This is a genomic window from Nocardioides sp. cx-173 (assembly GCF_021117365.1).
Classification (GTDB): Bacteria; Actinomycetota; Actinomycetes; order Propionibacteriales; family Nocardioidaceae; genus Nocardioides.
The window spans coordinates 2,013,117-2,039,014 of record NZ_CP088262.1 but is presented as its reverse complement, the minus strand read 5'-3'; the positions used below and the strand labels follow the sequence as shown (position 1 = coordinate 2,039,014).

Below are 25,898 nucleotides of genomic sequence, written 5' to 3'. Positions count from 1 at the left end.
CCCTCGGCTCGCTAGGTGCGCTCGGCGCGGGTCAGCCAGCGCTGGAGGGTGACGACGCCGAGCAGGATGGTGCCGCTGACGACGGCCTGCCAGTCGGAGTCGAGCGAGCCCACCTGGTTGATGACGTTCTTGATCACCTGCAGCAGCAGGACGCCGATCAGGGTGCCCAGGATCGTGCCGGCCCCGCCGGTGAGCAGCGTGCCGCCCACCACCACGGCGGCGATGGCCTCCAGCTCCAGGCCGACGCCCAGGATGGTCACCCCCGAGGAGGTGTAGGAGGCGATCATGATCCCGCCGAAGCCGGCCAGCAGGGCCGAGGCGACGTAGGTGACGACCTTGGTGCGCTGGACCGGGAGCCCCATCAGCTCGGCGGCGTCCTCCTGTCCCCCGATCGCCAGCACCGTCGCGCCGTACGAGGTGCGGTGCAGGATCAGCGCGCCGATGGCGAAGAAGAGCACCACCAGCAGGACCGGGTAGGGGATCCCGAGGAGCTCGCTCTGCGCCAGCTTGCGGAACGCCGAGCCGGCCGGGACCTTGTAGGTGGTGGCGCCCTCGTCGGTGAGCAGGAGCAGCAGCCCGCGGGCGAAGAGCAGGCCCGCCAGCGTCACGATGAACGGCGGCAGCCCGCCTCGGGCGATGACCACCCCCTGCACCAGCCCGATCAGCCCGCACACGCCGAGCGGCAGCGCGAACGCCACGAGGGTGCCGTGCTGGGAGCCCCAGGCCGCCAGCACCCCGCCCAGGGCGAAGACGCTGCCGACCGACAGGTCGATGCCGCCGGTCATGATCACGAACGTCATCCCGAGGGCCAGCATCGCCAGGAACGACGCCTGCACCGCGATGCCGGTGAGGTTGCCGCGGCTCAGGAACGTGTCGAAGCTGAAGCTCGCCACGACCATCACCAGGACGAAGATCGCCAGGGCGCCCTGACGCTGGACCAGCGCCGCGAAGCGCGCCCGGGAGGCCATGGCAGCCTCGGGCGAGTTGCCGGTGGCGGGGTCGGCCTCGGTGAGGCTCATGTCTTCCTCGGCTTCCTGCTCGTGCCCCGCCCCAGCTGGACGTAGACGGCCGCGATGACGATCACCGCCTGCACGATCTGTGCCGAGGAGTCCGGGATGTTGTGGAAGATCAGCGTGGCCGTGATCAGCTGCATCAGCAGCGCCCCCGCGACCGTGCCGAGGATCCGCACCTGCCCGCCCGAGAGCGGGGTGCCGCCGATGACCACCGCCGTGATCGCGGAGAGCTCCATGAGCAGTCCGAGCTTGGTCGGGTCGCTGGCCTGCGAGCGCGCGGCCAGCAGGATGCCGGCCATGGCGGCGAGCAGGCCCGAGACGACGTACGTCGTCACCAGCACGCGCTTGACCGGCAGCCCGGCCAGCTCGGCGGCGAGCTTGTTGCCGCCGATGGCGACCAGCTGACGGCCGTAGGTCGAGCGGCGTACGACCAGACCGACGACGACCGCGACGACCGCCGCGATGGCCACGACGTAGGGGATCCCGAGGACGCTGCCCGTGCCGAGCTCGCGGAAGCCCTCGTCGCGGATGCTCTTGATCTGCCCGCCGAACAGGTTGGCCACGCCACGCCCGGCCACCATGAGCCCGAGCGTCGCCACGATCGGCTGGACGCCGACGTGGGCGACCAGGACCCCGGCGATCAGCCCCACGACGACGCCGGCCAGGAGCGAGATGCCGATCGAGATGCCGGTGCCGTAGCCGATGTAGAGCGGGATCAGGGCCGCGGCGAGGGCCATGACGGCGCCGACGGACAGGTCGATGCCCTCCGTGCCGATCACCAGCGCCATGCCGAGCGCCACGATCAGGACCGGGGCCACCTGCACCAGCTGGAGCCGCAGCGTGCCCTCCGTGGCGAAGTTGTCGGTGAAGAACAGGTTGAAGACCAGCAGCAGCAGCAGCGCGACGAAGACGCCGTTGCGGCGCACCCAGTCGCTGTCGATGCGGCGGCGCGGGGCGCTGCCCCCGCTGCGGCCCGCCGGCTCCGGCGTGCTCGCCCCGGTGGTGGCGGGGCTCGCGGTGTCGGTCACGATGCCTCTCCTTCGCTCGCAGTCACTCGGTCCCCGGCGAGGGCCCGGAGCAGCTCGGAGCTGCTGAGGTCACTGCTGTCCAGCTCGGCCCGCGCCGAGCCGTCGTGCAGCACGACGATCCGGTCGGCTCCCTCCACCAGCTCCTCCATCTCGCTGGAGATCAGCACCACGGCCAGGCCCTGCTGGGCGAGCTCGTCGATGAGCGCCTGGACCTCGCTCTTGGCCCCCACGTCGATGCCGCGGGTGGGCTCGTCGAGGAGGAACACGATCGGCTCGGTGCACAGCCAGCGGGCGATCAGCACCTTCTGCTGGTTGCCCCCGGAGAGCTCGCGCACCTTCTGCTGCGGGCTCGACGCCTTGATCTTCAGGCGCCGCATGAACGTCTCGACCAGCCGGTCGATCTGCGCCTCGGAGACCACGCCGCCGCGGGAGACCCGGGGCAGGACGGCCAGCGCGATGTTGTCGCGCACGGAGAGGTCCGGGACGATCCCCTCCGCCTTGCGGTCCTCGGACAGCAGCGCGATCCCGGCCTTGAGCGCCCGGCGTACGGAGTTGGGTCGCACCTTGTTGCCCGAGACCGTCACCTGGCCGCCGTCGGTGTGCAGGGCGCCGTAGACGGCCTTGACCGTCTCGCTGCGCCCGGAGCCGAGGAGCCCGGCGAGCCCGACGACCTCGCCGGGTCGCACGGACAGGTCGATGCCGTGCAGGCGGTTGCGCACCTCGATCCCCGAGACGACCAGGGCCGGCTCCCCGGTGCGCCGGTGCGACGCGCCGAACTCGGTGGCGCCCTCGGAGGCCACCTCCTCGACGTCGCGCCCCAGCATCTGCGAGACGAGCTCGAGCCGGCTCAGGGCGGCCATCGGCCCGGTGTGCACCCAGCTACCGTCGCGCAGGATCGTGACCCGGTCGCACAGCTCCCAGAGCTCGTCGAGCCGGTGCGAGACGAAGACCAGCCCGACCCCCCGCTCGCGCAGCCGCCGCGCCACGGCGAAGAGCGTCGCGACCTCCTTGGCCTCCAGGGAGGAGGTGGGCTCGTCCATGATCACGACCCGGCTCTCCACCGACATGGCACGGGCCAGCGCGACCATCTGCTGGGCGCCGAGACCGAGGCGGCCGAGCTCGGTGGTGACGTCGAGGTCGATGGTCAGCTCCCGCATCAGCTCGCGGGCCCGCTGGTTCATCGCGCGGACGTCGATCAGCCCCACCCGGTTGCGCGGCTCCCGGCCCAGGAAGATGTTGCGCGCCACGCTCAGCAACGGGACCAGGTTGACCTCCTGGTAGATCGTGGAGATGCCGACGTCCTGCGCGTCGGAGGGACGACGGAAGTGCTGGGTCTCCCCCACGTAGCGGACCTCCCCCGCGTCGGGGGTGTAGACGCCGGTCAGGACCTTGATCAGCGTCGACTTGCCGGCGCCGTTCTCCCCGACGAGGGCGTGGATCTCCCCAGGCGAGAGCCGGAAGTCCACGCCCTGCAGGGCGTGCACGCCACCGAAGGTCTTGGTGACACCCACCGTCTCCAGGACCGGTGTGGTGCCGTCCTGTGACGCGGTCTGCTCGGAGATGCTCACGCCAGGCCTCAGAACGCCTTCCCGAGGTCCTGCTCGGCGTTGTCGGAGTTGTACTCGTCGTCCTCGATGATGACGTCCTCGGGGATCTCCTCGCCGGCGTAGAACTTCGTCATGGTCTCGAAGGCCAGGGGGCCGAAGCGCGGGTTGGACTCGATCACGGCGTTGATGTCGCCGTCGACGATGGCCTGCACGGCGTTGCGGGTCCCGTCGATCGAGACGATCTTGATGTCCTCGCCGGCGTCCTTGCCGGCCGCGGCGACGGCGGTGACCGCACCGAGCGCCATCTCGTCGTTGTGGGCGTAGATCGCGGTGATGTCGGGGTTGGACTGCAGCAGCTGCTCGGTCACCGACTGGCCCTCGTCGCGGGCGAAGTTCGCGGTCTGCTCCTCCGCGATGTCGAGGTCGGGGTACTCCTCCGCGACCCGGTCCTTGAAGCCGGCGTTGCGCTCGTCGGTGACGTTGTTGCCCGAGGAGCCCAGCAGGATCGCGACCGTGCCCTCGCCGCCGGTGGCGTCGGCCAGGGCGTCGGCCGCCCGCTGGCCCTGGTCGTAGAAGTCCGAGCCGAGGAACGCGACGTAGTCCGAGCAGGGCTGGTTGGTGACCTTGCGGTCGATGGTGAGGACGGGCACGCCCTTCTGCTTGGCCGCGTCGAGGGCCGGGTCCAGGCCGTCGGAGTTGACCGGAGCCACGATCAGCATCTGCACGCCCTGGTTGAGCATGTCCTGGACGTCGGCGATCTGCTTGGGCAGCTCGGCGTTGGCGTTGGTGACGATCAGCTTCTTGACGCCGGCCTGCTCGGCGGCCTCGCGGATCGAGGCGGTCTCGGCCGCCCGGAACGCCGCGGTGTCGGGCTCGGACTGCGAGAAGCCCACCACGGCGTTCTTCAGGTCGAGCTTCTTGGCGCCGTACTTCTCGAGAGTGCACCCCGGCCCGCCGGACTCGCTCTCCTTCACGACCTGCTCGTCGTCGCCGGCGGGGCGGTCGCTCGCATCCTCGTCGCCGGAGTTGGTGCAGCCTGCCAGGGCCAGGGCAGCGGCCGCCGCGGCGGTCACCAGCTTCCAGCCCGTCACGGTGGTGCTCGTCATGAAGTGCTCCTTGCGAAGGATGTCGAGGGTGAGACAGCCGTCACACCGAGGTTGTCAACAAAACAGGATCGAACAGATCTGCGCAATCACCCACAAGGGTCCTCTCACCGGCGGCTGAGGGAGGCCACCTCCGCTGCCGTGAGGGCCCGGTCGAAGAGCCGGACGTCGTCGACGTCGCCACGCAGGTAGTCCACTTTGTTGCCCCCGAACTGCCCGCGTCCGATGACCGTGTGACCGCTGGATCCCGCGGCGGTGCAGGCGCTGCGGGTGGCCACGAGCTGCCCGTCCAGGTAGAGGTGGATCGTCCCGGCGGTCGCGTCGCGCACCCCGGTGAGGTGGTACCAGCGGCCCACCTCGGGCCGGGCCGGGGACAGGGCCCGCAGCCCGACGAAGCTGAACGCCCACCGCTGGTCCTGCCCGGAGTACTGGAGGAAGAAGGCGCTGCTCGACTCGGAGTCCTGGCTGACGACGGTCTGGAAGGCGCCGCCGGCCTCGTCGAGGCGGGCGTAGGCGGAGACGCTGTAGCTGCCGGCCGTGTCGAGCAGCGCGGCGCCGGTGTCGGCCTCCCCGCCGCCCTCGAAGGAGGCGGCGCTGCCGCTCACCCCGGGCGTCCAGGTGACCCCGGTCAGCGTCGCGTCGGCGTCGCCGACGCTGTCGGTCGCGGTCGTCCCGCTCCCCTCGTCGAAGGGGTAGGCATGGGCTCCCTGGGTGCCCGGCGTCCCCGGGTCCGGGGGCGGCCCGCCGGTGCCGGTCCCGTCCGCGCCGGCGATGATCGACTCGTTGACCGCGCGCACCTGCGCGTAGTCCATCTTGCGCACCCGCCGGTCGTAGGTCAGGAAGCCGTTGACCTCGTGCTCCACGTCGGTCAGCTGGGTGTAGACCGAGCCGCTGATGCCGCACTCCCGGGCGCTCGCGAGCACCTGGCGCTGGTTCTCGACGTAGCGCCGAGTCAGGGTCGCGGAGTCCGGGGTCATCTCGTAGGCGTGACCGTCCTCGAACCACATGTGGTCCGGCACCTCGAGCCCGAAGCCTCCGTGCTCACCGTCGATCGAGACCCGCCGCGCGTCCGGGACCGGCTGCGCGGGGCCGACGTACTGGTGCCAGTCGAGGACGTCGCCTCGACCGGAGTCACCGAGGGAGTCGCAGCAGTTGACGCCGCTGTGGGCGTTGACCAGCCGGCTGGGGTCCTGGGCCTTGACGCTGCGGGCGATCCGGCCGGTGGCCTCGCGATCCCACTCGCCCCAGCCCTCGTTGAAGGGCACCCACCCGATGATCGAGGTCCAGCTGGACTTCTCGTCGACCATCTCGTGCAGCTCGCGCTCGAACTGCGCCTGCGCTTGAGGCGGGACCTGATGGCTGCCCGTGCGCATGGCGGGCATGTCCTGCCAGACCAGCAGCCCCAGCCGGTCGGCGTGGTAGTACCAGCGGTCGGGCTCGGTCTTGATGTGCTTGCGCACCGTATTGAACCCGAGGCGCTTGTGCTCCACCAGGTCGAAGCGCAGCGCCTGGTCGGTCGGAGCGGTGTAGATGCCGTCGGGCCAGTAGCCCTGGTCGAGGGTGGAGAGCAGGAACAGCGGCTTGCCGTTCAGCGTGATCCGGCGCCTCCCGTCGGCGCCCCGGGCCGTGGCGATCTCGCGCATCCCGAAGTAGGAGCCGACCCGGTCGAGCGTGCGCCGGCCGTCCTTGAGCCGCACCGTGAGGCGGTAGAGGTGCGGGTCGTCGGGGCTCCACAGCCGAGCGCGCGGGACCGGGAGTCGCAGCCGCCGGCTGGCCGGTCCACGCGTGCGACTGACGACCCTGTCGCCGTTGAGCACCGTCGCCTCGACCTGGAGCCCCGGGGGTGACCCGGACACGTCGGCATGCAGGCGCAGCGAGCTGGTGTCGAGGTCCGGGACCATGTCGAGGTGCGCGATGCGGCGCGCCGCGACCGGCTCCATCCACACCGTCTGCCAGATACCGGAGGCACCTTCGTAGAAGATCCCGCGGTCCGGGACCCGCCGCTGCTTGCCGACCGGCTGCCAGGTCGCGTCGGTGCGGTCCTCGACGCCGACGATGATCTCCTGCTGTCCGCGCGGGCGCAGGGCGCGGGTGACGTCCGCGCTGAAGGCGCCGTATCCGCCTTGGTGGGTCGCCACCCGGACCCCGTTGACGAAGACCCGCGCCCGGTAGTCCACGGCGCCGAAGTGCAGCTGGAGACGGCGGCCCGGCTCGCCGACCCGCCAGCTCTGGGGCACCCGGACCAGGCGGCGGTACCACATGTAGTCCTCGTGGCGCTGCACCCCCGAGAGCGCCGACTCGATCGGGTAGGGAACCAGCACCTGCTCGCGCAGCCGTTGGCCCAGCGGCGGCCGCTCGCCGGCCACCGCCCCCGAGAACTGCCAGAGCCCGTTGAGGTTGCGCCACTCGGAGCGGCGCATCTGAGGGCGCGGGTACTCCGGCAGGGCGTTGCGCGGTGAGACCCGCGATGTCCATGGGGTGGTGAGCCGAGGGGTCCCCGGCGTCCACCGGCCCTCCTGCTGGGCGCCCGAGGCGGGCTCCCCGGCCTGCGCGACGACGGCGGGGCCGAGGGCCAGTGCGGCCACCAAGACCAGGGCGCCGCGGCGCCGCCCGATCCGACCCGAGAGCGAGGAACGCAACGACATGGGGCGCCTCCGAGAGTGAACGGCGTCGGCGGACTCCCCGCCGCAGGCTCGGCCGGCTCTCGCTGGGTCGCGCACCCGTCGCCGTTGCCTGTGAGTCATCTCACAGGTCAGAATGGGAGATGTCAACACGCTCGCCCAAATTCGCACACGTCCTCACAGGCGCTCGCCACGCCCTACGATGAGCGCCGTCCGCCGCCGGCCACCCGACGGCCCCCCAGCCTCAGGAGTCGCACATGCTCGCAGCCGAGCGGCAGGCCCGGATCCAGCGAGAGGTCGAGCACCGTGGTGCCGTCCGGGTCAGCGAGCTGGCGCGGCTGCTGAACGTCTCCGACATGACCATCCGGCGCGACCTCGACACCCTGGCCGCCCAAGGGGGGCTGGCGAAGGTGCACGGCGGCGCCACGGTCACCGGTGGGGGCAGGGCGAGCACCGACGAGCCCGGCTTCGAGGCCAAGGCCGCCCAGCAGACCGCCGAGAAGGAGGCCATCGCCGCCGCGGCCGCCGCCCTGGTGCGGCCCGGCTCCGCCATCGGCCTCAGCGCCGGAACGACCACCTGGACGCTGGCCCACCACCTCCGCGATGTGCCGGGGCTGACGGTGGTCACCAACTCCATGCGGATCGCCGACGTCCTCCACGGCGCCGGAGCAGCCGCACCCAACGTCGTCCTGACCGGCGGCGTCCGCACCCCCTCGGATGCGCTGGTGGGGCCGGTGGCGGTCTCGTCGCTGCGCCTGCTCCACCTCGACCTGGTCTTCCTCGGGGTGCACGGCATGAACGCCCGGGCCGGGTTCACCACCCCGAACCTGCATGAGGCGGACACCGACCAGGCCCTGGTCGCCGCCGGCCAGCGCGTGGTCGTGCTCGCCGACCACACCAAGTGGGGCATCGTCGGCATCAGCACGATCGTGCCTCTGGACCAGGCCGATGTGGTGGTCAGTGACGAGGGTCTGTCCGAGGAGGCCCGCACCATGATCGGCGAGTCGGGCGCCGACCTGGTGATCGCTCCCTACCGCCCGGCCGGCGACGGCTACGTGCGCACCGGCTGAGCGCTCCCGCTCCCCGTCGCCCAGCTCCCCGTCAGAGCATGCTGCCCGACGGCCAGGTGAGCACGACCCGGGCACCCCCCCCGGGGGCGTCGGTGATCACCACGGTGCCGCCGTGGGCACGGACCAGCCCGTTGACGAGGTACAGGCCCAGGCCCGAGCCTCCGCTGACTCCCCCGCGCCAGAACTTGGTGAACACCCGGCGCCGGAGCTCCACGGGGATGCCGTCCCCCTCGTCGTCCACGGTCAGCTCCACCCCGGGCGCCTCCGCGGACTGCGGCAGGGCACTCAGGCGCACGCAGACGCGACCCTCCCCGTGGCGCACGGCGTTCTCGATCAGGTTCGTCACCACCTGGGTGAACTTGTCCGGGTCGACGTTGACCTGCGGCAGGTCGCCCACGATGTCCAGATTGATCTCACGCGACGTGCCGGCGCCGACGGAGTCCGCGATCCGCCGCACCAGCACGGCCGCATCGGAGGGCCGCGGGTGCAGCTGGAGGCGGCCGGTGTCGATGCGGGCGACGTCGAGGAGCTCGGCAATCAGCCGGCTGAGCCGGTCGGAGTCGGCATGGACCGTGGTGAGCATCAGCTTCTTCTGCTCGTCGTTGAGCCGGTCCCAGCGGTTGAGCAGCGCCTGGACGAACCCCTTCACCCCGGTCAGCGGCGAGCGGAGCTCGTGCGCGACGGTCGCGACCAGATCGGAGCGCTCGCGGTCCAGGCGCGCGCGCCCGCGCCCCGAGCGGATCGTCACCGCCACCTGGGAGACCGGCTCACGCAGCGACGGCCGCTCGATGCGCGCGGCCACGAGCACCTCGGTCCCGTCGGGCAGCAGCCACGACTGCTCGGGGACGGCTGTGCGGGTGACCAGACCGCCGTACGGCGTGTTGGCGGCGTGCCAGCTCGTGCCGTCGCGGTCCTGCAGGGCCAGCACGTCGGCCAGGGAGCGGCCCACCAGCTCCGCGACCGAGCCGCCCAGCATCCGGGCCGCCAGCCGGCTGACCAGGACGACGGTGCCGCCGCCGTCGGCGAGGACGACACCGTCCGGCAGCGCGTCGGCCAGTGCCTGCGCGCTCGCGGTGCCGTCGGTCATGCGTGCACCCTACGAGGGTGCGGAGCGTCGCTGCGCGGTCGCGGACGCGTAGAGGCACAGCGCGGCCGCGGTGGAGAGGTTGAGGCTCTCGGCGCGGCCGTGGATCGGGATCGCGACCCGATGGTCGGCAAGGGCGGCGAGCTCGGCCGGAAGACCCCACGCCTCGTTGCCGAACAGCCACGCGGTGGGGCGCGACAGCAGGTCGCCGGCGTCGAACAGGCCGACGTCTCCGCCGCCGTCGGCGGCCAGCACGACCAAGCCAGCGGCCTGCGCGGCCCGGACGGCCTGCTCGGCGTCGTCGACGACGGCCACCGGCAGGTGGAAGACGCTGCCCACGCTGGCGCGCACGGTCTTGGGGTTGTAGACGTCGACCGAGCTGCCGGCGAGCACGACCGCCCCCGCTCCCGCCGCGTCGGCCGAGCGGATCACGGTGCCGGCGTTGCCGGGGTCGCGCACGTCCGCGCAGATCGCCACGAGTGCCGGCGCCGGGTCCAGCAGGTGGGTCAGCGGCCGGTCCAGGAATCGGCACACGCCGACGACGCCGGCCGGCGTCACGCTGTCGCTGAGCGCCGCCATCGCCCGGTCGTCGACGAGCGTCCAGGCGGGTGCGGCATCCGCCAGGGCGGCGTACCGCTCGGTGGCGTCCGGGGTCGCGAAGACCTCGACGACGCAGCCGGGGACCTCGAGGGCCGCCTCCACCGCGTTCGGGCCGTCGGCAAGGAACAGCCGCCGCTCGGATCGCTCCGAGCGGCGGCTGAGCCGACGCGCATCCTTGACCCGGGTGTTGCCCGCGGCCAGGGGTGGGTGACCGGACCGGCGCGTGGCGCCGTCATCCACCATCGAGTTAGACAGTCGCCTCGACCTTGGGCGCGTTGACGTCCTCGGGCAGGGCGGCGCGGGCGGCCTCGAGGATCGCGGTGAACGCGGCCGGGTCGTTGACGGCCAGGTCGGCGAGGATCTTGCGGTCGACCTCGATGCCGGCCAGGTGCAGGCCCTGGATGAAGCGGTTGTAGGTCATGCCCTGCGCACGCGCGGCGGCGTTGATGCGCTGGATCCACAGCTTGCGGAAGTTGCCCTTGTTCTTGCGGCGGTCGTTGTAGCTGTAGACCAGGGAGTGGGTGACCTGCTCCTTGGCCTTGCGGTACAGGCGCGAGCGCTGGCCGCGGTAGCCGGCGGCGCGCTCGAGGGTGGTACGGCGCTTCTTCTGGGCGTTCACTGCCCGCTTGACGCGTGCCATGGTGTTACTCCTTGGTGCTGAAGTTGCTAGATCGAGAGTCCTCGACCAACGAACGGGTGGACGAGGGTCAGATGCCGAGCATCTTCTTGGCGCGCTTGGTGTCGGCCTTGGCGACCTCCACCGTGCCGGTCAGGCGGCGCGTGACCTTGGAGGCCTTCTTCTCCAGGTTGTGGCGCTTGCCCGCCTTCTCGCGAAGGATCTTGCCCGAGCCGGTCACGCGGAAGCGCTTGCCGGCACCGGAGTGGCTCTTGTTCTTCGGCATCTCTGTCTCTCTCTTTCGGTCGTGGTCGCGCGCGGGGCGCGACCCGATCGGCTGCTGGCCGGCGTGGCGCCGGCCCGGGTCTCAGGCCTCGATCTCGGGATCGAGGTTCTCGGAGCGACCGCGCTCCTTCTTCTGCGCGACCGGTCCCGCCGCGTGCGCGGCGTCGCGCTCGGCCTTCTCGGCGTCCACGACGGCGGCACGCTCGGCCATCTTGGTCTCCTTGTCGGCCTGCAGGTCGACCTTCGCGTCGGCCTTCTTCTTGTGCGGGCCGAGGACCATGATCATGTTGCGGCCGTCCTGCTTGGGCGAGGACTCCACGAAGCCCAGGTCCGAGACGTCCTCGGCGAGGCGCTGCAGCAGCCGGAACCCCAGCTCGGGGCGGTGCTGCTCGCGACCACGGAACATGATCGTGATCTTGACCTTGTCTCCGGCGCGCAGGAACCGCACCACGTGACCCTTCTTGGTCTCGTAGTCGTGCGCGTCGATCTTCGGACGAAGCTTCATCTCCTTGATGATCACGTTCGTCTGGTTCCGGCGCGCCTCACGGGCCTTCTGGGCGTTCTCGTACTTGAACTTCCCGTAGTCCATGAGCTTGCACACGGGCGGCTTGCCCTGGGGGGCGATCTCGACGAGGTCGAGGTCGGCCTCCTGGGCCAGCTTGAGGGCCTGGTCGGTCGGCACGATGCCGACCGTCTCGCCGTTAGGTCCGACGAGGCGGACCTCGGGTACCCGGATCCGCTCGTTGATACGAAGCTCGGTGCTGATGTGTCCTCCAGTGTGTTCGGGGCCCGGAAGCCGCCCGAAATGAAGAACGGCTCCCGCTTGTCTCAAGCGGAAGCCAGTCGCACCGCGTCCACCCGTCCGGGCTTCTGCGACTCCGCCGACTTCGGGATCACGCGTGCGACGTGCGCTCGCGCAAGGCCGGAGCCTGCGGGACCGGACCCGACGACCTGGCGGTCGATGCGGGTGGGAGACGATGAAGCTGACTCCGCTTGTGTGATCGGTCCGGTCACCCGGACTGATCGGTCAACACCGCATGCTAACGGACTATTCCGCCGCGTGCCCAATCGCCCTCACTCACGACGGGCGCAGCCACGCCGAGCGCCCGCCGACGGTGGTGAGCGTCCAGCCCGAGGCGACGCCGAGGAGGTCGTCGCCCTCGAGGACGAAGGTCGCCGGGCCGGCGACGTCGACCACGAGCGCCGCCGCCTCCTCCTGCAGGGCGGATTGCGCGGCCGTACGGGCCGTGACCGGAACCGGGCGAGCCTCCGGGTCCCAGGCGGCGAGGCTGTCGAGGCCCGTGAAGGCCAGCATCGCGAGCCGGCCGTCGGCGCCCTCGAGGAGCACCGCGGCCATGTCGCTGGTCTTGTCGCGCGCCAGGCCGTCCTCGCCCACCTCGACCTCCCCCAGCACCGCGACCACCGGCACCAGCAGCCGCGACCGGGCGATCGCGGCCAGCGCCGCTGCGTCGTCGTACGCCGCCAGCGCGGCGCGCAGCGCCGGGTCGGCCTCACCGGCGTCGTCGGGGAACCCGGGGCCGAGCAGGCGTCGATCGCTCACCAGGCCATTGTGGCGGGCGGCCCGCTGTGCCCCAGGACCCGCCCCGTCGAGCCCAGGCCAAGACGCGACGCGCCGGGCCTCGATGCCGTTCCGAGCCGGTGCGCCCGGCCGTGCTGGGGCCGCGTGGAGGTTTGTGCCACGCTGGGGACGTGGACGACGTGACCTGGGCAGCCCTCGCCATGGTGTTGACCGCGCTCGGCGCGGTCTGGACCTGGTTCGCCTACCAGCGCCGCGGCCTGCCCGCGGCCCTGAAGGGCGCCGGCCTGACCCTGCTGCCCCTGGCGGCGTACCTGACCAAGACCCTGAAGATGCTCACCCGGATCGGCGACGCAGTGGCCGACTGGGCCACCTCGCTGGTCTTCAGCCCGCTCGTCTGGGCGGGCGTGGTCCTGGCGGGGCTCGGCGTGGTCCTCTTCGGAGCCGGCCGGGCGCTGGAGCGGCGCTCCGGTGACCAGGCCCCTCGTCGCGACCGCCGCCGCGAGCTCCCGAAGAGCCCGGGAGCCGCGGCTCCCGGCAAGCCCGCCATCGACGACGACCTGGCCGAGATCGAGGCGCTGCTGCGCAAGCGCGGCATCGAGTGATGGCGGCCCTCTCGGTCTCCTCCTCCTTCGTGGACCGCAACCGGCTCTGGGCCCGGCTCAACGAGGCCGTGGCGGCCCACCCCGAGCCGTTGGGCTCCCCGCTCGCGGTGGTCGACCTGGACGCCTTCGACGCCAACGCCGACGACCTGGTACGCCGGGCCTCCGGCAAGCCCATCCGGGTCGCGTCGAAGTCGATCCGGGTGCCCGCCCTGCTCCGCCGGGCGCTCGCCCGGGACGGCTTCCAGGGCATCCTCGCCTACACGCTCTCGGAGGCCCTCTGGCTCGAGGAGGAGGGACTGAGCGACGACATCGTCGTCGCCTATCCCACCGTCGACCCTGCCGCGCTCACCCGGCTGGTCCAGTCGCCCCGGGCGGCCGGGCGGATCACCCTCATGGTCGACGACGTGGCCCACCTCGACCTCGTCGACTCGGTGCGGGCCTCGCACGCCGTACCGGTGCGGGTCTCGATCGAGATCGACGCCGGCCTGCGCCTGGGGCGCCAGCACGTCGGGCCCAAGCGGTCGCCCCTCTATGACGCGGGCTCGGTCACGCGGCTGGCCCGTGCCATCCTCGACCGCCCCGGCTTCCGCCTCGTCGGCGCCATGACCTACGAGGGCCAGGTCGCCGGCGTGCCCGACGACGTGCCGACCGCGAAGGCCCGCTCGCTCGTCGTACGCCGCCTGAAGACCATGTCGGTGAGCCAGCTGGAGGTCCGCCGGCGCGAGATCGCGGACGCGCTCGGCGCCCTCGTCGAGCTCGAGTTCTGGAACGCCGGCGGCTCGGGCTCGGTCGAGGACACCGTCGCGGACCCGGTGGTGACCGAGGTCGCGGCGGGTTCCGGGCTGCTGGTCCCCGGCCTCTTCGACCACTACCAGTCCTTTGAGCCTCGCCCGGCGGCCTTCTACGCCCTGCCGGTGGTGCGGCGTCCGTCCCCGGGGGTGGCCACGGTGCACGGCGGCGGCTTCGTGGCCTCCGGGCCCGCCGGCCAGGACCGGCTGCCGACCCCGTGGGCCCCCGCGGGTCTGCAGCTGACCGGGCTCGAGGGGGCCGGCGAGGTCCAGACCCCACTCACCGGCCACCCCGCCGCGCTGCTGAAGATCGGTGACCTGGTGTGGTTCCGCCACGCCAAGTCCGGCGAGCTCTTCGAGCACACCAACCAGGTCCACCTGCTCTCGGGCAGCCGGATCGTCGAGAGCGTGCGCTCCTACCGTGGCCATGGGCTCGCCTTCTGACCCAGCGCGCCACCTGCTGGACCTGGCGCGGTCGCGGCCCCCGACGCTCGGCGCGGGGCGACTCGTGTGCATCGACGGACCCGCCGGCTCCGGCAAGACCACGCTCGCCCGCACCGTGGCGAGCCTCGCGGAGGCGCCCGTGGTGCAGATGGACGACCTCTACGACGGCTGGGACGGGCTCCCGAGGGTCACCGACCAGCTGGACCGCCTGCTGCTGCCGCTGGCCGAGGGCGTCGCCGGCAGCTACCGGCGCTACGACTGGGGCCGGCAGGAGTACGCCGAGACCGTGACCGTCGCCCCCGCACCGCTGCTGGTGCTCGAAGGGGTCGGCGCCGGCTCCTTGGCCCACGCGGCGCGCTGCACCGTGCTGGCCTGGGTGGAGGCCCCCGACGACCTGCGGCTGCAGCGCGGCCTGACCCGCGACGGTCCGGAGGTCGAGCAGCAGTGGCGGCGTTGGATGCGCACCGAGGCCGAGCACTTCGCCGAGCAGCGCACCCGGGACCGCGCGGACGTGATCGTCGACGGCACCGCAGCCGCCCCGCCCCGCTCCCCCGGCCGGGTCACCTGACCAGCGACAAGAAATCTGCGTGCGCGTCGCAACCTAACTCGACCCAGGAGCGTCACTTAAGGTGTGAACGTGACCCCGCGGGTAGTGCTCCGCCTGGTGGTGGCCGGGGTCGCCCTCGCCGCCGTGATGACGGCCGTCCTCTCGGGTGCCCAGGAGCCGGAGAGACCGGCCGGGTCGGGCCCCGCCGGGACAGCCGTGCCCAGCGCCGCTCCCCTGCCCGTGGTGAGCGGCCCCACGCGTGAGGCGGCTCCGTCGAGTCCCAACATCGTCATGGTGATGGCCGACGACATGCGCGCCGACGACCTGCTGTTCATGCCCTCGCTGCGCAAGCTCGTCGGCGCCCACGGCCTGACCTTCCAGAACTCCTTCTCCCCGTACCCGCTCTGCTGTCCGGCGCGGGCGTCCTTCCTCACCGGCCAGTACGCCCACAACCACCACGTGTGGTGGCACGAGGAGCCCTACGGCTACGGCGCCTTCGACGACTCACGCACGCTGGCGACCTCGCTGTCGGAGGCGGGCTACGCGACCGGCTTCATCGGCAAGTACCTCAACCGCTACGGGCCGGCGCGCTCGCTGGTGAGTGGCGGGCCGTCCTACCGCCACGTGCCGAACGGCTGGACCGACTGGCGCGGCTCGATCGACCACGTCGAGGGGGTCGGCATCCACGGCGGCACCTACCACTACCTGGACACGCCGTTCAACGTGAACGGCAAGGTCGACAACCGCTATCGCGGTCGCTACAACACCCACGTGATCGGCGACTTCTCGGTCGACATGGCCCGCCGGTTCGGCCGGGACAGCAAGCCCTTCTTCATGTACGTCAACTACGTGGCTCCGCACTTCGGTGGACCCTTCGAGTCCGACGACCCGCCGGCGCAGATGACCGACGCCTCGGGCAACACACACGACCTGCGCACGCCGGCCGTCCCGCGCTCGGTCCGCGGGCGCTTCGACCGGCTGATCACGCGCGGCGCCGGCATGCCCAGGAACGGCGGACCCAGCGAGGCGAACATCTCCGACAAGCCCGAGGCCTACCGCCGCAACGCGGAGCCGAGCGCCGCCGAGAGGCGCGCGATGACCGAGCTGACCCGCCAGCGCGCGGAGTCGATCTACGTCATGGACCGCCAGGTCCGCCGGCTGGTGCGCGAGCTCAAGCGGAGCGGCGAGTGGCGCAACACGGTCTTCATGTTCACCTCGGACAACGGCTACTACCTCGGCGAGCACCGCAAGCGCAGCGGCAAGGCCCGCGCCCACGAGCCGTCGCTGCGGGTGCCGTTCCTGGTCACCGGCCCGGGCATGCGGACCAAGGCGAAGCGCTACGACCCGATCACCACGATCGACGTGTCTGCCTCCATCCTCGACCTGGCGAGCGCGGAGCCCCCTCGCCTGCCCGACGGCATCAGCCGGGTCCCGACCATGCGCGAGGGGGATCAGGGCTGGACGACGCCGGTCCTCAACGAGGCCACCTTCACCGGTGGGTCGTACCGCAAGACCCCCGGCTTCCGCGGACCCCGCACCTCGATCGGCATCCGCACCGCCCGCTACTCCTACATCCGGAGCCGGACCCGTGAGACCGAGCTCTACGACCTCGCCCGGGACCCGCTCCAGATGCGCAACGTCCACGGGCAGCGGGCCTACCGCGAGGCCGAGCGAGCGCTGAGCCGGGTCTGGTGGCAGACCCGCCACTGCGATGGTCAGGAGTGCCTGGCCCCGCTGCCGCCCGAGCTCCGCGCGGGCGCTGGCCGCGAGCGCGTCCTGGGTCGCAGCTACTGGCGCCGCGTCCTGGCGGCCTACGGGTTCCGAGCCCCCTAGGGTGAGCCCATGGTGGCGCCGAGCGGGGAGCAGTTCGAGATCGAGGCCGGCGGCTACCGGGCGGTCGTGACCGAGAGCGGGGCCGCCCTGCGCACCCTGTCCTACGCCACCCGCGAGCTCGTCGACGGCTTCGCCGAGGACGAGATGTCGCCCGGTGGGCGCGGACAGCTGCTGATGCCGTGGCCGAACCGGATCCGCGACGGCCGCTACGCCTTCGAAGGCGCCGAGCACCAGCTCCCGCTCACGGAGCCGCAACGGAGTAACGCCTCGCACGGCCTGGCCCGGTGGGTCGCGTGGACGCTGGAGGAGCACACGGCCCACTCGGTGTCGCTGCACTACCGGCTGATGGCGCAGAAGGGCTACCCGTGGACCCTGGACCTGCGCGTCGTCTACGACCTGTCGGCCGACGGGCTCACGGTCACCCAGACCGCGACCAACACCTCGCGCGAACCGGCGCCCTACGCGTGCGGCGCCCATCCCTATCTCGCCGTCGGCCCCGGCCCCGCCGACAGCTGGGAGCTCACCCTGCCGGCGGCCACGCGCAGCCTGACCGACGACCGGCTGCTGCCGGTGGGGCGCGAGCCGGTCGACGGCACGCCGTACGACTTCCGGGTCGCCCGCCCGGTGGGCGGCACCGTCCTCAACGCCACGTTCACCGACCTGGCCCGCAACGACGACGGCGTGGCGACCACCGTGCTGCGTGACCCGGCGACCGGGCACGCGGTCGCGCTGTGGGTCGACGAGCGAGTGCGGTGGCTGCTGATCTACACCGCCGACGACGTGCCCGCGACGGCGCGCCGCTCGGTGGCGGTCGAGCCCATGACCGCCGACACCGACGCGTTCCGCTCCGGGGAGGACCTGGTCACGCTGGCGCCTGCGGGCGAGGCAGGCGACGAGCTATCGGTCTCGTGGGGCATCCGGGCGGTCGACTAGCCAGCGCAGCTCACGCACGGCGGTCCGCGCGCGCTGGCCGTCGGAGCCCTGGATGCCCATGACTGACACGGTGGTGCCGTCGGCCAGGTCCAGGGTCACCCAGGGAGCGCCCGGTGGCAGGTGCACCCCGACGATCTGCTCCCAGGCGAGGCGGCGCGAGCGGTAGCCGTTGACCACCGTCAGCCCGTCCTGGTCGGCAACGGCGCGGCAGCGGATCAGGGCGTGGATGCCCACGCCGATGAGGACGCCCAGTCCGATGACCGTCCCGCGCTGGAACGGCGTGACGGACTCGCGGGTGGCGTCGTCGAAGCCGATCCAGAGGAAGACCATCATCAAGACGAGGACCGCGCCGGCGACCAGCCCGGCGATGCGGGGGCCCATGGGTCGCCAGGTGCGCGGCACGCTCACCTGGACGGGCTCAGAGCCGGCAGGCATGGATGTCCGTCGTGAGGATGCCGCGGGCACCGATGCTCCACAGCTCGTCCATGAGGCGCTGGGCGCCGGCGCGCGGGACCATGGCCCGCACGGCGACCCACCCCTCGCGATGCAACGGCGAGATCGTCGGCCCCTCGATTCCGGGGGTGATCGCGACGGCTGCGGTCACGTGCTGCTCCTCGATGTCGTAGTCCATCATCACGTAGCTCCGCGCGACCAGCACCCCGTCGACGCGGCGCTTGAAGACCTCGAAGCCGTCGGGGACGTCGCCGTTGCGCGTGACCAGCACCGCCTCGGACTCCAAGATGGCCTCGCCGAAGGTCTCGAGGCCGGCGTGCTTGAGCGTGCTGCCAGTCTCGACCACGTCCGCGATCACGTCGGCGACCCCGAGCTGGATGCTGCTCTCGACGGCCCCGTCGAGGCGGGTGACGCTGGCCTTGATGCCGCGCTCGGCCAGGAACGCCTCGACGACCCCGACGTACGACGTGGCGATGCGGGCGCCCTCGAGCTGGCCGAGGTCGGAGTAGCGACCGGCCGGTCCGGCGAAGCGGAACGTGCTGCGCCCGAAGCCGAGCGTCAGCGACTCGACCGCCTGCGCGCCGGAGTCGAGCAGCAGGTCGCGCCCGGTGATGCCGACGTCGAGGGTGCCCTCGCCGACGTACAGCGCGATGTCGCGCGGGCGCAGGTAGAAGAACTCGACGCCGTTGTCGACGTCGATGAGCGACAGCTCCTTGGAGTCCGAGCGCTGGCGGTAGCCGGACTCGCGCAGGATGTCGGACGCGGACTGGGACAGCGACCCCTTGTTGGGGACCGCCACTCGCAACAGAGACATGGAGTCCTTCAGAGGTGGGCGTAGACGTCGTCGAGCTCGATGCCGCTGGCGAGCATCAGCACCTGGGCGTGGTACAGCAGCTGGCTGATCTCCTCGGCCGTGCGCTCCTTGCCCTCGTGCTCGGCGGCCATCCAGGACTCGGCGGCCTCCTCGACCAGCTTCTTGCCGATGGCATGGACGCCGGCGTCGAGCTGCTGCACGGTGCCGGATCCTGCCGGTCGGGTCCGGGCCTTGTCACTCAGCTCGGCCCAGAGCTCGTCGAACGTCTTCACGGGCCTCAGCCTACGGTCAGCGGACTTCGCCCCCGTCCCCGGGCACCGCGGCGAGACGGCCCGCGGGCTCGGGCCGGTGGCGGAGCTCAGCTCTCGTAGCCGCGGCGGACGCGCCTGAGCGTCTGCGCGGTCACCAGCGCGGCGGCGGTGGCCTCGTAGCCCTTGTCCTCGGCCGACCCCTCGAGGCCGGCACGATCGAGGGCCTGCTCCTCGGTGTCGCAGGTGAGGACGCCGAAGCCGACGGCGGTCTGGTGGTCGAGCGCCACCCGGCCCAGGCCGTCGGTCGCGGCGTTGCAGACGTAGTCGAAGTGGGGGGTCCCGCCGCGGATGACGACGCCGAGCGCCACCACCGCGTCGTACCCGTGCGCGGCGAGCGCCCCGGCGACCACCGGCAGCTCGAAGGTGCCAGGCACCCGGACGACGACCGGCGCCTCCACCTGGTGGGCCGTCAGGGCGCGCTCGGCGCCCGCGATCAGCCCGTCCATGACCTGGGTGTGCCAGCTCGCGGCGACGACCGCGACCCGCAGGTCGTGGCAGTCGACGGGCTCGTGGGTGGGGGCTCCGTGGCCGCTCATCGCATCGCTCCTTGCTCGAGGTCGGGAAGATGGTGGCCCATCCGGTCGCGCTTGGTCAGCAGGTAGGCGAGGTTGTGGTCGTTGGGGTGCGGGGTCAGCGGCACGCGCTCGGCGACCTCGATCCCGAAGTCCTCGAGGTTGTCGACCTTGTCGGGGTTGTTCGTCATCAGCCGCACCCGCTCGATCCCGAGGTCACGCAGCACCTGCGTCGCGGTGCCGTAGTGGCGCGCGTCGGCGGGCAGACCGAGGTCGAGGTTGGCGTCGACGGTGTCGCGCCCGCCGTCCTGGAGCTGGTAGGCCTGCAGCTTGGCCACCAGGCCGATCCCCCGGCCCTCGTGGCCGCGCAGGTAGACCACCACGCCGCGGCCCTCCTTCACGATCCGCTCCAGCGCCTCGTCCAGCTGCGGGCCGCAGTCGCAGCGGTTGCTGCCGAACACGTCGCCGGTCAGGCACTCGGAGTGCACGCGGGTCAGGACGGGCTCCGGGCCGCTCACGTCGCCGTGCACCAGGGCGATGTGCTCGCTGCCGTCGACGGTGATCCGGTAGCCGTAGGCCGTGAAGTCGCCGTGGCGCGTGGGCAGCCGGGTCTCCGCGACCCGCTCGACGAGGGTCTCGTGGCGACGCCGGTAGCGCACCAGGTCGTCGATCGAGATCATCGCCAGGTCGTGCTCGTCGGCGAACTCGCGCAGCTCGGGGGCCCGCTTCATGGTGCCGTCGTCGTTGACGACCTCGACCAGCACCCCGGCAGGCGTGAGGCCGGCCAGGGTCGCCAGGTCCACCGCCGCCTCGGTGTGGCCGCGGCGCACCAGCACCCCGCCCTCGCGGTAGCGCAGCGGGAACACGTGTCCCGGTCGGGTGATCTCCCACGGCTCGGTCGCCGAGTCGGCCAGGACGCGCACGGTGTGGGCCCGGTCGGCGGCGGAGATCCCGGTGCTGACGCCGTCGCGGGCGTCGACGGAGATCGTGTACGCCGTGCGGAGCTTGTCCTTGTTGTGCGGGGTCATCAGCGGGATCTCGAGCCGGTCGAGCATCTGCGCCGGCATCGGCACGCAGATGACGCCGCTGGAGTAGCGGATGGTGAACGCCATCAGCTCGGGCGTCGCCTTGCTGGCCGCGAAGATGATGTCGCCCTCGTTCTCACGGGTCTCGTCGTCGACGACGATCACCGCCTTGCCCGCGGCGATGTCGGCGATCGCGCGCTCGATGCTGTCGAGGCGGACCAACGCGTGCTGTTGCTCGGTCATGACTGCTCCTTGCTGGGGTGCTGCTGGTAGGCGCCGAGCAGCTTCTCGACGTGCTTGGCGATGATGTCGACCTCGAGGTTGACCCGGTCGCCGGGTCGGCGGGAGCCGAGCGTGGTGCGGGCGAGGGTCTCGGGGATGAGGCTGACGGTGAACGTGGTGTCGCGGGCCTCCACGACGGTGAGGCTGACCCCGTCGACGGTGATGGACCCCTTGTCGACGAGGTACCTGCCGAGCTCGGCGGGCATCTCGATCTCGACGATCTCCCAGTGCTCGCTGGGGATACGGCGTACGACGCGACCGACGCCGTCGACGTGGCCCTGGACGATGTGGCCGCCGAGGCGCTTCTCCGCGGTGACCGCGCGCTCGAGGTTGACCCGGTCGCCGGGCCGGACACCGTGCAGGCTGGTCTTGTCGAGCGTCTCCTGCATGACGTCGGCGGTCCACTCCACGCCGTCGTGGGAGACCACGGTGAGGCAGCAGCCGTTGACGGCGATCGAGTCGCCGAGCTGCGCGTCGCTCAGGACGGTCTCGGCCTTGACCGTGAGGCGGATGGCGTCGCCCTGGTCCTCGACGGCGGTGACGGTGCCGAGCTCCTCGACGATTCCGGTGAACATCAGGTCTCCCTCTCCTGGGGGGTCATGGTGAGACGGACGTCGGGCTGCTCGCCGTCGAGGCCCGGCAGGACCGTCACGTCGGTGACCACGGGCCGCAACGCGTCGGCGATCGTGGTGATCCCGAGGTCGCCCACGGCGCTGCGGCCGGCCCCGAGCAGCATCGGCGCCACGTAGGCGACGATCTCGTCGACCAGTCCGGCCCGCAGGAACGCCGCCGCCAGCGTGGGGCCCCCCTCGAGGAACACGTGCTGGCGCTCGCGTGCCCGGAGCTCGGCGAGCGCGGTCCGCGGGTCGCGGGTGCGCAGGTGCAGGCTCCCGCCCGGCTGCGTCTCGTCGAAGATCCGGCGGTCGTGCTCCACGTCGCGCTCGCCCATCACGACGCGCAGCGGCTGGGTCGGCAGCGGCCGGTCGTGCTCGTCGCGGACCGTGAGCCGCGGGTCGTCCACGGCCACGGTGTTGGTGCCGACCAGCATCACGTCGCACAGGGCGCGCAGGCGATGGCTGTCGCGGCGGGCAGCGAGCCCGGACACCCAGCGAGAGGTGCCGTCGGGAGCCGCGCTGCGACCGTCCAGCGTGGTCGCGAACTTCCAGGTCACGAACGGGCGCCCGCGCTCCGTGGCGAAGGTCCACACCCGGTTGAGGGCGCGGCTCTCCTCCTCCAGGAGCCCGCTCTCCACCTCGACGCCCGCGGCCAGCAGCGTGTCCGCTCCCCCGGCGGCGACCGGGTTGGGGTCGGGCTGCGCGAACACCACCCGCCGTACGCCGGCGGCGACGAGCGCCTGGGCGCAGGGTCCGGTGCGGCCGGTGTGGTTGCATGGCTCGAGCGTCACCACGGCGGTGCTGCCGCGGGCGGCGGCACCGGCGCGGGCGAGGGCGTCGGCCTCCGCGTGCGGCGTACCGGCACCGCGGTGGAAGCCCTCGGCGACCATGCGGCCGTCGTCGGCGAGCAGCACGCAGCCGACCCGCGGGTTCGGGCCGAGCGGGACACCGGGCGTCGCGGCCAGCTCGAGGGCGCGCAGCATCGCGGTCCGCTCGGCTGCGGTCACGCTCATGTGGCTGGCCCCTCGTGTCCGGTCGCGGACTCCGGGGCCGACGGCCACGCTGGCGCCTCACGGGCACCGACGTCGCCTGCGTGCGCTTCCCATCCGGACTTTCACCGTCGGTCCAGGAGTTTCACCTGATCAACCGGCCACAGGCTGTGACCGGGTCGCGGACTTTCACCGCCGGCTCGGAATTACACCGACCCCAGAGCACGCGAGTTGAGAACTCGTCGGGAACAGCCTGCCACATGCCCGATGCGCCCCGACACAGGTGCCCACATCCCGGCCCTCCCGCTGACCCGTCAGAAACTTTCTGACGGGTCAGCGGGAGAAGGCGCGAGTTGGTGACGGGTCGATGACGGAGCGGCGGCCTCGGCGGCGGCACGCAGCGCGGCGACCATGCGGTCGGGGTCGTCGGCGGAGTAGACGGCCGAGCCGGCGACGAAGGTGTCGGCGCCGGCCTCGGCGCAGCGCTCGATGGTCTCCAGGGAGACTCCCCCGTCGACCTGCAGCCAGGTCTCGATGCCGTGGCGGTCGAGCATCGCGCGGGCGGCGCGGATCTTGGGCAGGCACAGGTCGAGGAACTTCTGGCCCCCGAAGCCCGGCTCCACCGTCATGATCAGCAGCATGTCGAGCTCGGGCAGCAGGTCCTCGTAGGGCGCGATCGGCGTCGCCGGCCGCAGGGCCATGCTGGCGCGTGCGCCCGCGGCGCGGATCTCCCGGGCCAGGCGCACCGGGGCCGTCGCGGCCTCGACGTGGAAGGTGACCGAGCCGGCGCCGGCCTCGACGTAGGTGACCGCGTGGCGGTCGGCGTCCTCGATCATCAGGTGCGCATCGACGGGTACGTCGCTCACGCGCGCGACGGCCTCGACCATCGTCGGGCCGAAGGTCAGGTTCGGCACGAAGTGGTTGTCCATCACGTCGACGTGCACCCAGTCCGCCCCGGGGATGCGCGCGACCTCCTCGCCCAGCCGGGCGAAGTCCGCGTTGAGGATGCTGGGAGTGATCTGGATGCCCACGGCCCGATCCTAGGGCTCGGCGTGGGGCGAGCCGGGCCCGGCCGGTCGACAGGCCCGCATGGGCCCGGCAGGCTGGGGCACCGGACGCCACGGCCGACGCTCGTGGGCCGTACCTCAGCTCGGGAGGCACCTCGATGAACCGTACGCCGCAGCGCCCGCTGGCCGCCCTGGTCGCGCTCGGATTGGCCGGCGGCCTCACCGCCGCCGTCGGCACGTCCGCCGCCGGCGCCGAGGAGGACCACCGCGACCGGCGCACGAGCGTCCAGCCGCCGACGCCGAACCCGCCCAAGACGGCCACCAGCGTCGGCTACGGCGGCGCGGTGTCGAGCGTCGACCCGTACGCCAGCCGGGTCGGGATCCAGGTCCTGCGCCGAGGCGGCAACGCCACGGACGCGGCGGTGGCCATGGCCTCGGCGCTCGGGGTGAGCGAGCCCTACAGCGCGGGCATCGGGGGTGGTGGCTACTTCGTCCACTACGACGCGAAGACCCGCAAGGTGCAGACCATCGACGGGCGCGAGACCGCACCGCGCCGGATGCCGCGCGACGCGTTCATCGACCCCGCCACCGGCGAGCCGTACCCGTTCACGCCCGACCTGGTGACCAGCGGCGTCTCGGTGGGCACGCCGGGCACCCCGCTGACCTGGCAGCGGGCCCTGCGGCGCTGGGGCACCTGGTCGCTCCCCGACGCGCTGGCCCCGTCGATCCGGCTGGCCCGAGAGGGTTTCCGGGTGGACCGCACGTTCCGCCAGCAGACGGAGGACAACCGCGAGCGGTTCGAGGCGTTCCCCGCCACGCGACGATTGTTCCTGCCGAAGGGCCGCCTGCCGAAGGTCGGCTCGACGTTCCGCAACCCCGACCTGGCCCGCACGCTGACCCGCCTGGCGCGGCTCGGCGTACGCGACGGCTTCTACCGCGGCCCGCTCGCCCGCCAGATCGCCAAGACCGTCCAGCGCCCGCCCACGAGCAAGAGCACCACGCTGCCGGTGCCGCGGGGCTACCTCACCGCCCGCGACCTGCGCGACTACCGGGTCCGCGAGCAGCGCCCGACCAAGATCCGCTACCGCGGCTACGAGGTCTACGGCATGGCGCCGTCCTCGAGCGGCGGCTCGACCGTCGGCGAGGCGCTGAACATCCTGGAGCGCTTCGACCTGCGCGGGATGGACGACGGCGAGGCGCTGCACCACTACCTCGAGGCCAGCGCCCTCGCGTTCGCGGACCGGGGCGAGTACGTCGGCGACCCGACGAAGGTGCGGGTGCCGCTGCGCCGGCTGCTCGACGACCGGTTCGCTCGCGAGCGCGCCTGCGCGATCGGTGACACCGCGATCGCCAAGCCGACCGCGCCCGGGGACGTGCGCGACTACGACGGGGCGTGTGGACCGGCCCGCGCCGGACAGCCCGAGACCGACACCGAGAACATCTCGACGACGAACCTCACCGTCACTGACCGGTGGGGCGACGTCGTGGAGTACACGCTGACCATCGAGCAGACGGGCGGCTCGGGCATGGTGGTCCCCGGCCGCGGCTTCCTGCTCAACAACGAGCTGACCGACTTCTCCACCGTCTACGCCGCCGACGACCCGAACCGCATCCAGCCCGGCAAGCGGCCCCGCTCCTCGATGTCGCCGACGATCGTGCTGAAGAACGGCCGACCCTACCTCGCCCTCGGCTCTCCGGGCGGCTCCACGATCATCACCACCGTGCTGCAGATGCTGGTCAACCACCTGGACCGGGGCATGTCGCTGCCAGAGGCCATCGCCGCCCCGCGTGCCTCGCAGCGCAACACCGCGACGGTCACCGCGGAGCCGGACTTCATCGCGGCCTACGGCGCCGTCCTCGAGGACCTCCACGGCCACGACCTGGTGCCGTCGGGCGACGGGCTGACCAGCGCCTCCGAGATCGGCGCCGCGACGGCGATCCGCTTCGGCCCCCGCGGCCGGCTCGTGGTGGTCGCCGAGCCGGACCGCCGCGGCGGCGGAGCGGCGTACGTCGTCCGGAAGGCGCGCCGCTGACCCGCCGGCCCGGAGCTACGCCGGCGCGAGGAGGCCTCGCTCCTCGACGACCTCCAGCGACACGCGCGGTGTCAGCGAGGGTGGCCGGGTCGTGGTCGAGTGAGGTCACGAGCGCCCGATACCCCGGGCCCGGCGCACCAACCTCACCCCGAAGCGTCGTGTCCGCCCTAGTCGGCCCGCGCGGCCTCAGCGCCGGCTTCCGGG

At 72.3% G+C, this 25,898-nt stretch carries 26 protein-coding genes and 1 riboswitch; of the genes, 7 read left to right on the top strand and 19 right to left on the bottom strand.

Annotated elements, in window-relative coordinates:
- Positions 1–11: 11 nt before the first annotated feature.
- The 5 genes from LQ940_RS09905 to LQ940_RS09885 all read right to left on the bottom strand — a co-directional run bounded on the left by LQ940_RS09905 (position 12) and on the right by LQ940_RS09885 (position 7,336).
- Positions 12–1,019, bottom strand: coding sequence for an ABC transporter permease (locus tag LQ940_RS09905; RefSeq protein WP_231243839.1), 1,008 nt, complete (start codon positions 1,017–1,019; stop codon positions 12–14).
- A complete protein-coding gene (locus LQ940_RS09900) occupies positions 1,016–2,041 on the bottom strand; it encodes an ABC transporter permease (protein WP_231243838.1) in 1,026 nt (341 codons plus the stop codon). The genes LQ940_RS09905 and LQ940_RS09900 overlap by 4 nt, the downstream gene beginning before the upstream one ends.
- A complete protein-coding gene (locus LQ940_RS09895) occupies positions 2,038–3,609 on the bottom strand; it encodes a sugar ABC transporter ATP-binding protein (protein WP_231243837.1) in 1,572 nt (523 codons plus the stop codon). The genes LQ940_RS09900 and LQ940_RS09895 overlap by 4 nt, the downstream gene beginning before the upstream one ends.
- 8 nt (positions 3,610–3,617) lie before the next feature.
- Entirely contained in the window at positions 3,618–4,694 is a 1,077-nt protein-coding gene (locus tag LQ940_RS09890) for an ABC transporter substrate-binding protein (protein ID WP_231243836.1), read from the bottom strand.
- Between the two features lie 104 nt (positions 4,695–4,798).
- Positions 4,799–7,336, bottom strand: coding sequence for a LamG-like jellyroll fold domain-containing protein (locus tag LQ940_RS09885; RefSeq protein WP_231243835.1), 2,538 nt, complete (start codon positions 7,334–7,336; stop codon positions 4,799–4,801).
- Positions 7,337–7,569: 233 nt separating this feature from the next.
- Between LQ940_RS09885 and LQ940_RS09880 the strand changes: the two genes are divergently transcribed.
- A complete protein-coding gene (locus LQ940_RS09880) occupies positions 7,570–8,382 on the top strand; it encodes a DeoR/GlpR family DNA-binding transcription regulator (RefSeq protein ID WP_231243834.1) in 813 nt (270 codons plus the stop codon).
- A gap of 31 nt (positions 8,383–8,413) precedes the next feature.
- On the opposite strand, the gene LQ940_RS09875 is transcribed toward LQ940_RS09880, so the two are convergent.
- The 6 genes from LQ940_RS09875 to LQ940_RS09850 form a co-directional block, all read right to left on the bottom strand.
- Positions 8,414–9,469, bottom strand: a complete 1,056-nt coding sequence (locus LQ940_RS09875; RefSeq protein WP_231243833.1) for a sensor histidine kinase — start codon at positions 9,467–9,469, stop codon at positions 8,414–8,416.
- 9 nt (positions 9,470–9,478) lie between these two features.
- Positions 9,479–10,309 carry a TrmH family RNA methyltransferase gene (locus tag LQ940_RS09870; RefSeq protein ID WP_231243832.1) on the bottom strand — a complete coding sequence of 277 codons (831 nt, stop codon included), beginning with the start codon at positions 10,307–10,309 and terminating at the stop codon, positions 9,479–9,481.
- 4 nt (positions 10,310–10,313) lie between these two features.
- Positions 10,314–10,706 (bottom strand): 50S ribosomal protein L20, encoded by a 393-nt coding sequence (rplT, locus tag LQ940_RS09865; RefSeq protein WP_231243831.1) that lies wholly within the window; start codon positions 10,704–10,706, stop codon positions 10,314–10,316.
- Between the two features lie 67 nt (positions 10,707–10,773).
- Positions 10,774–10,968, bottom strand: a complete 195-nt coding sequence (rpmI, locus tag LQ940_RS09860; RefSeq protein WP_193609946.1) for a 50S ribosomal protein L35 — start codon at positions 10,966–10,968, stop codon at positions 10,774–10,776.
- 81 nt (positions 10,969–11,049) lie between these two features.
- Positions 11,050–11,799, bottom strand: coding sequence for a translation initiation factor IF-3 (infC, locus tag LQ940_RS09855; RefSeq protein WP_269214828.1), 750 nt, complete (start codon positions 11,797–11,799; stop codon positions 11,050–11,052).
- 246 nt (positions 11,800–12,045) lie between these two features.
- Positions 12,046–12,528: an SseB family protein gene (locus tag LQ940_RS09850; RefSeq protein WP_231243830.1), complete on the bottom strand. Its 483-nt coding sequence runs from the start codon at positions 12,526–12,528 to the stop codon at positions 12,046–12,048.
- A 149-nt stretch (positions 12,529–12,677) separates the two neighbouring features.
- On the opposite strand from LQ940_RS09850, the gene LQ940_RS09845 reads away from it, so the two are divergent.
- From LQ940_RS09845 to LQ940_RS09825, 5 genes are all read left to right on the top strand, one after another.
- Positions 12,678–13,109 (top strand): hypothetical protein, encoded by a 432-nt coding sequence (locus tag LQ940_RS09845; protein ID WP_231243829.1) that lies wholly within the window; start codon positions 12,678–12,680, stop codon positions 13,107–13,109.
- Complete coding sequence (locus LQ940_RS09840; protein WP_231243828.1) at positions 13,109–14,341, top strand: amino acid deaminase/aldolase; 1,233 nt, start codon at positions 13,109–13,111, stop codon at positions 14,339–14,341. Before LQ940_RS09845 ends, LQ940_RS09840 begins: the two co-directional genes overlap by 1 nt.
- Before the next feature lie 64 nt (positions 14,342–14,405).
- Positions 14,406–14,909 carry a uridine kinase family protein gene (locus tag LQ940_RS09835; RefSeq protein ID WP_231243827.1) on the top strand — a complete coding sequence of 168 codons (504 nt, stop codon included), beginning with the start codon at positions 14,406–14,408 and terminating at the stop codon, positions 14,907–14,909.
- 69 nt (positions 14,910–14,978) lie between these two features.
- Positions 14,979–16,721, top strand: a complete 1,743-nt coding sequence (locus LQ940_RS09830) for a sulfatase family protein (protein ID WP_231243826.1) — start codon at positions 14,979–14,981, stop codon at positions 16,719–16,721.
- Positions 16,722–16,730: 9 nt separating this feature from the next.
- Positions 16,731–17,654 (top strand): aldose 1-epimerase family protein, encoded by a 924-nt coding sequence (locus LQ940_RS09825; protein ID WP_231243825.1) that lies wholly within the window; start codon positions 16,731–16,733, stop codon positions 17,652–17,654.
- Here LQ940_RS09825 and LQ940_RS09820 read toward each other — a convergent pair.
- From LQ940_RS09820 to rpe, 8 genes are all read right to left on the bottom strand, one after another.
- Entirely contained in the window at positions 17,619–18,089 is a 471-nt protein-coding gene (locus LQ940_RS09820; protein WP_231243824.1) for a PH domain-containing protein, read from the bottom strand. The two genes, LQ940_RS09825 and LQ940_RS09820, sit on opposite strands and share 36 nt — an antisense overlap.
- Positions 18,073–18,921, bottom strand: a complete 849-nt coding sequence (hisG, locus tag LQ940_RS09815) for an ATP phosphoribosyltransferase (RefSeq protein ID WP_231243823.1) — start codon at positions 18,919–18,921, stop codon at positions 18,073–18,075. The genes LQ940_RS09820 and hisG overlap by 17 nt, the downstream gene beginning before the upstream one ends.
- Before the next feature lie 8 nt (positions 18,922–18,929).
- The gene (locus LQ940_RS09810) at positions 18,930–19,193 is read right to left on the bottom strand and encodes a phosphoribosyl-ATP diphosphatase (RefSeq protein ID WP_231243822.1); all 264 of its coding nucleotides are present in this window, start codon (positions 19,191–19,193) and stop codon (positions 18,930–18,932) included.
- Positions 19,194–19,279: 86 nt separating this feature from the next.
- Positions 19,280–19,768, bottom strand: coding sequence for a 6,7-dimethyl-8-ribityllumazine synthase (ribH, locus tag LQ940_RS09805; protein ID WP_231243821.1), 489 nt, complete (start codon positions 19,766–19,768; stop codon positions 19,280–19,282).
- The gene (locus tag LQ940_RS09800) at positions 19,765–21,012 is read right to left on the bottom strand and encodes a bifunctional 3,4-dihydroxy-2-butanone-4-phosphate synthase/GTP cyclohydrolase II (RefSeq protein ID WP_231243820.1); all 1,248 of its coding nucleotides are present in this window, start codon (positions 21,010–21,012) and stop codon (positions 19,765–19,767) included. The genes ribH and LQ940_RS09800 overlap by 4 nt, the downstream gene beginning before the upstream one ends.
- Positions 21,009–21,626: a riboflavin synthase gene (locus tag LQ940_RS09795; RefSeq protein WP_231243819.1), complete on the bottom strand. Its 618-nt coding sequence runs from the start codon at positions 21,624–21,626 to the stop codon at positions 21,009–21,011. Before LQ940_RS09795 ends, LQ940_RS09800 begins: the two co-directional genes overlap by 4 nt.
- Positions 21,626–22,678 carry a bifunctional diaminohydroxyphosphoribosylaminopyrimidine deaminase/5-amino-6-(5-phosphoribosylamino)uracil reductase RibD gene (ribD, locus tag LQ940_RS09790; protein WP_231243818.1) on the bottom strand — a complete coding sequence of 351 codons (1,053 nt, stop codon included), beginning with the start codon at positions 22,676–22,678 and terminating at the stop codon, positions 21,626–21,628. The genes LQ940_RS09795 and ribD overlap by 1 nt, the downstream gene beginning before the upstream one ends.
- Positions 22,679–22,754: 76 nt before the next feature.
- A riboswitch (FMN riboswitch) is annotated at positions 22,755–22,884 on the bottom strand.
- A gap of 84 nt (positions 22,885–22,968) precedes the next feature.
- Positions 22,969–23,685, bottom strand: coding sequence for a ribulose-phosphate 3-epimerase (rpe, locus tag LQ940_RS09785; protein ID WP_231243817.1), 717 nt, complete (start codon positions 23,683–23,685; stop codon positions 22,969–22,971).
- Positions 23,686–23,819: 134 nt separating this feature from the next.
- Here rpe and ggt point away from each other — a divergent pair, with 134 nt between their 5' ends.
- Positions 23,820–25,694: a gamma-glutamyltransferase gene (gene ggt / locus LQ940_RS09780; protein ID WP_231243816.1), complete on the top strand. Its 1,875-nt coding sequence runs from the start codon at positions 23,820–23,822 to the stop codon at positions 25,692–25,694.
- Positions 25,695–25,898: the final 204 nt, after the last annotated feature.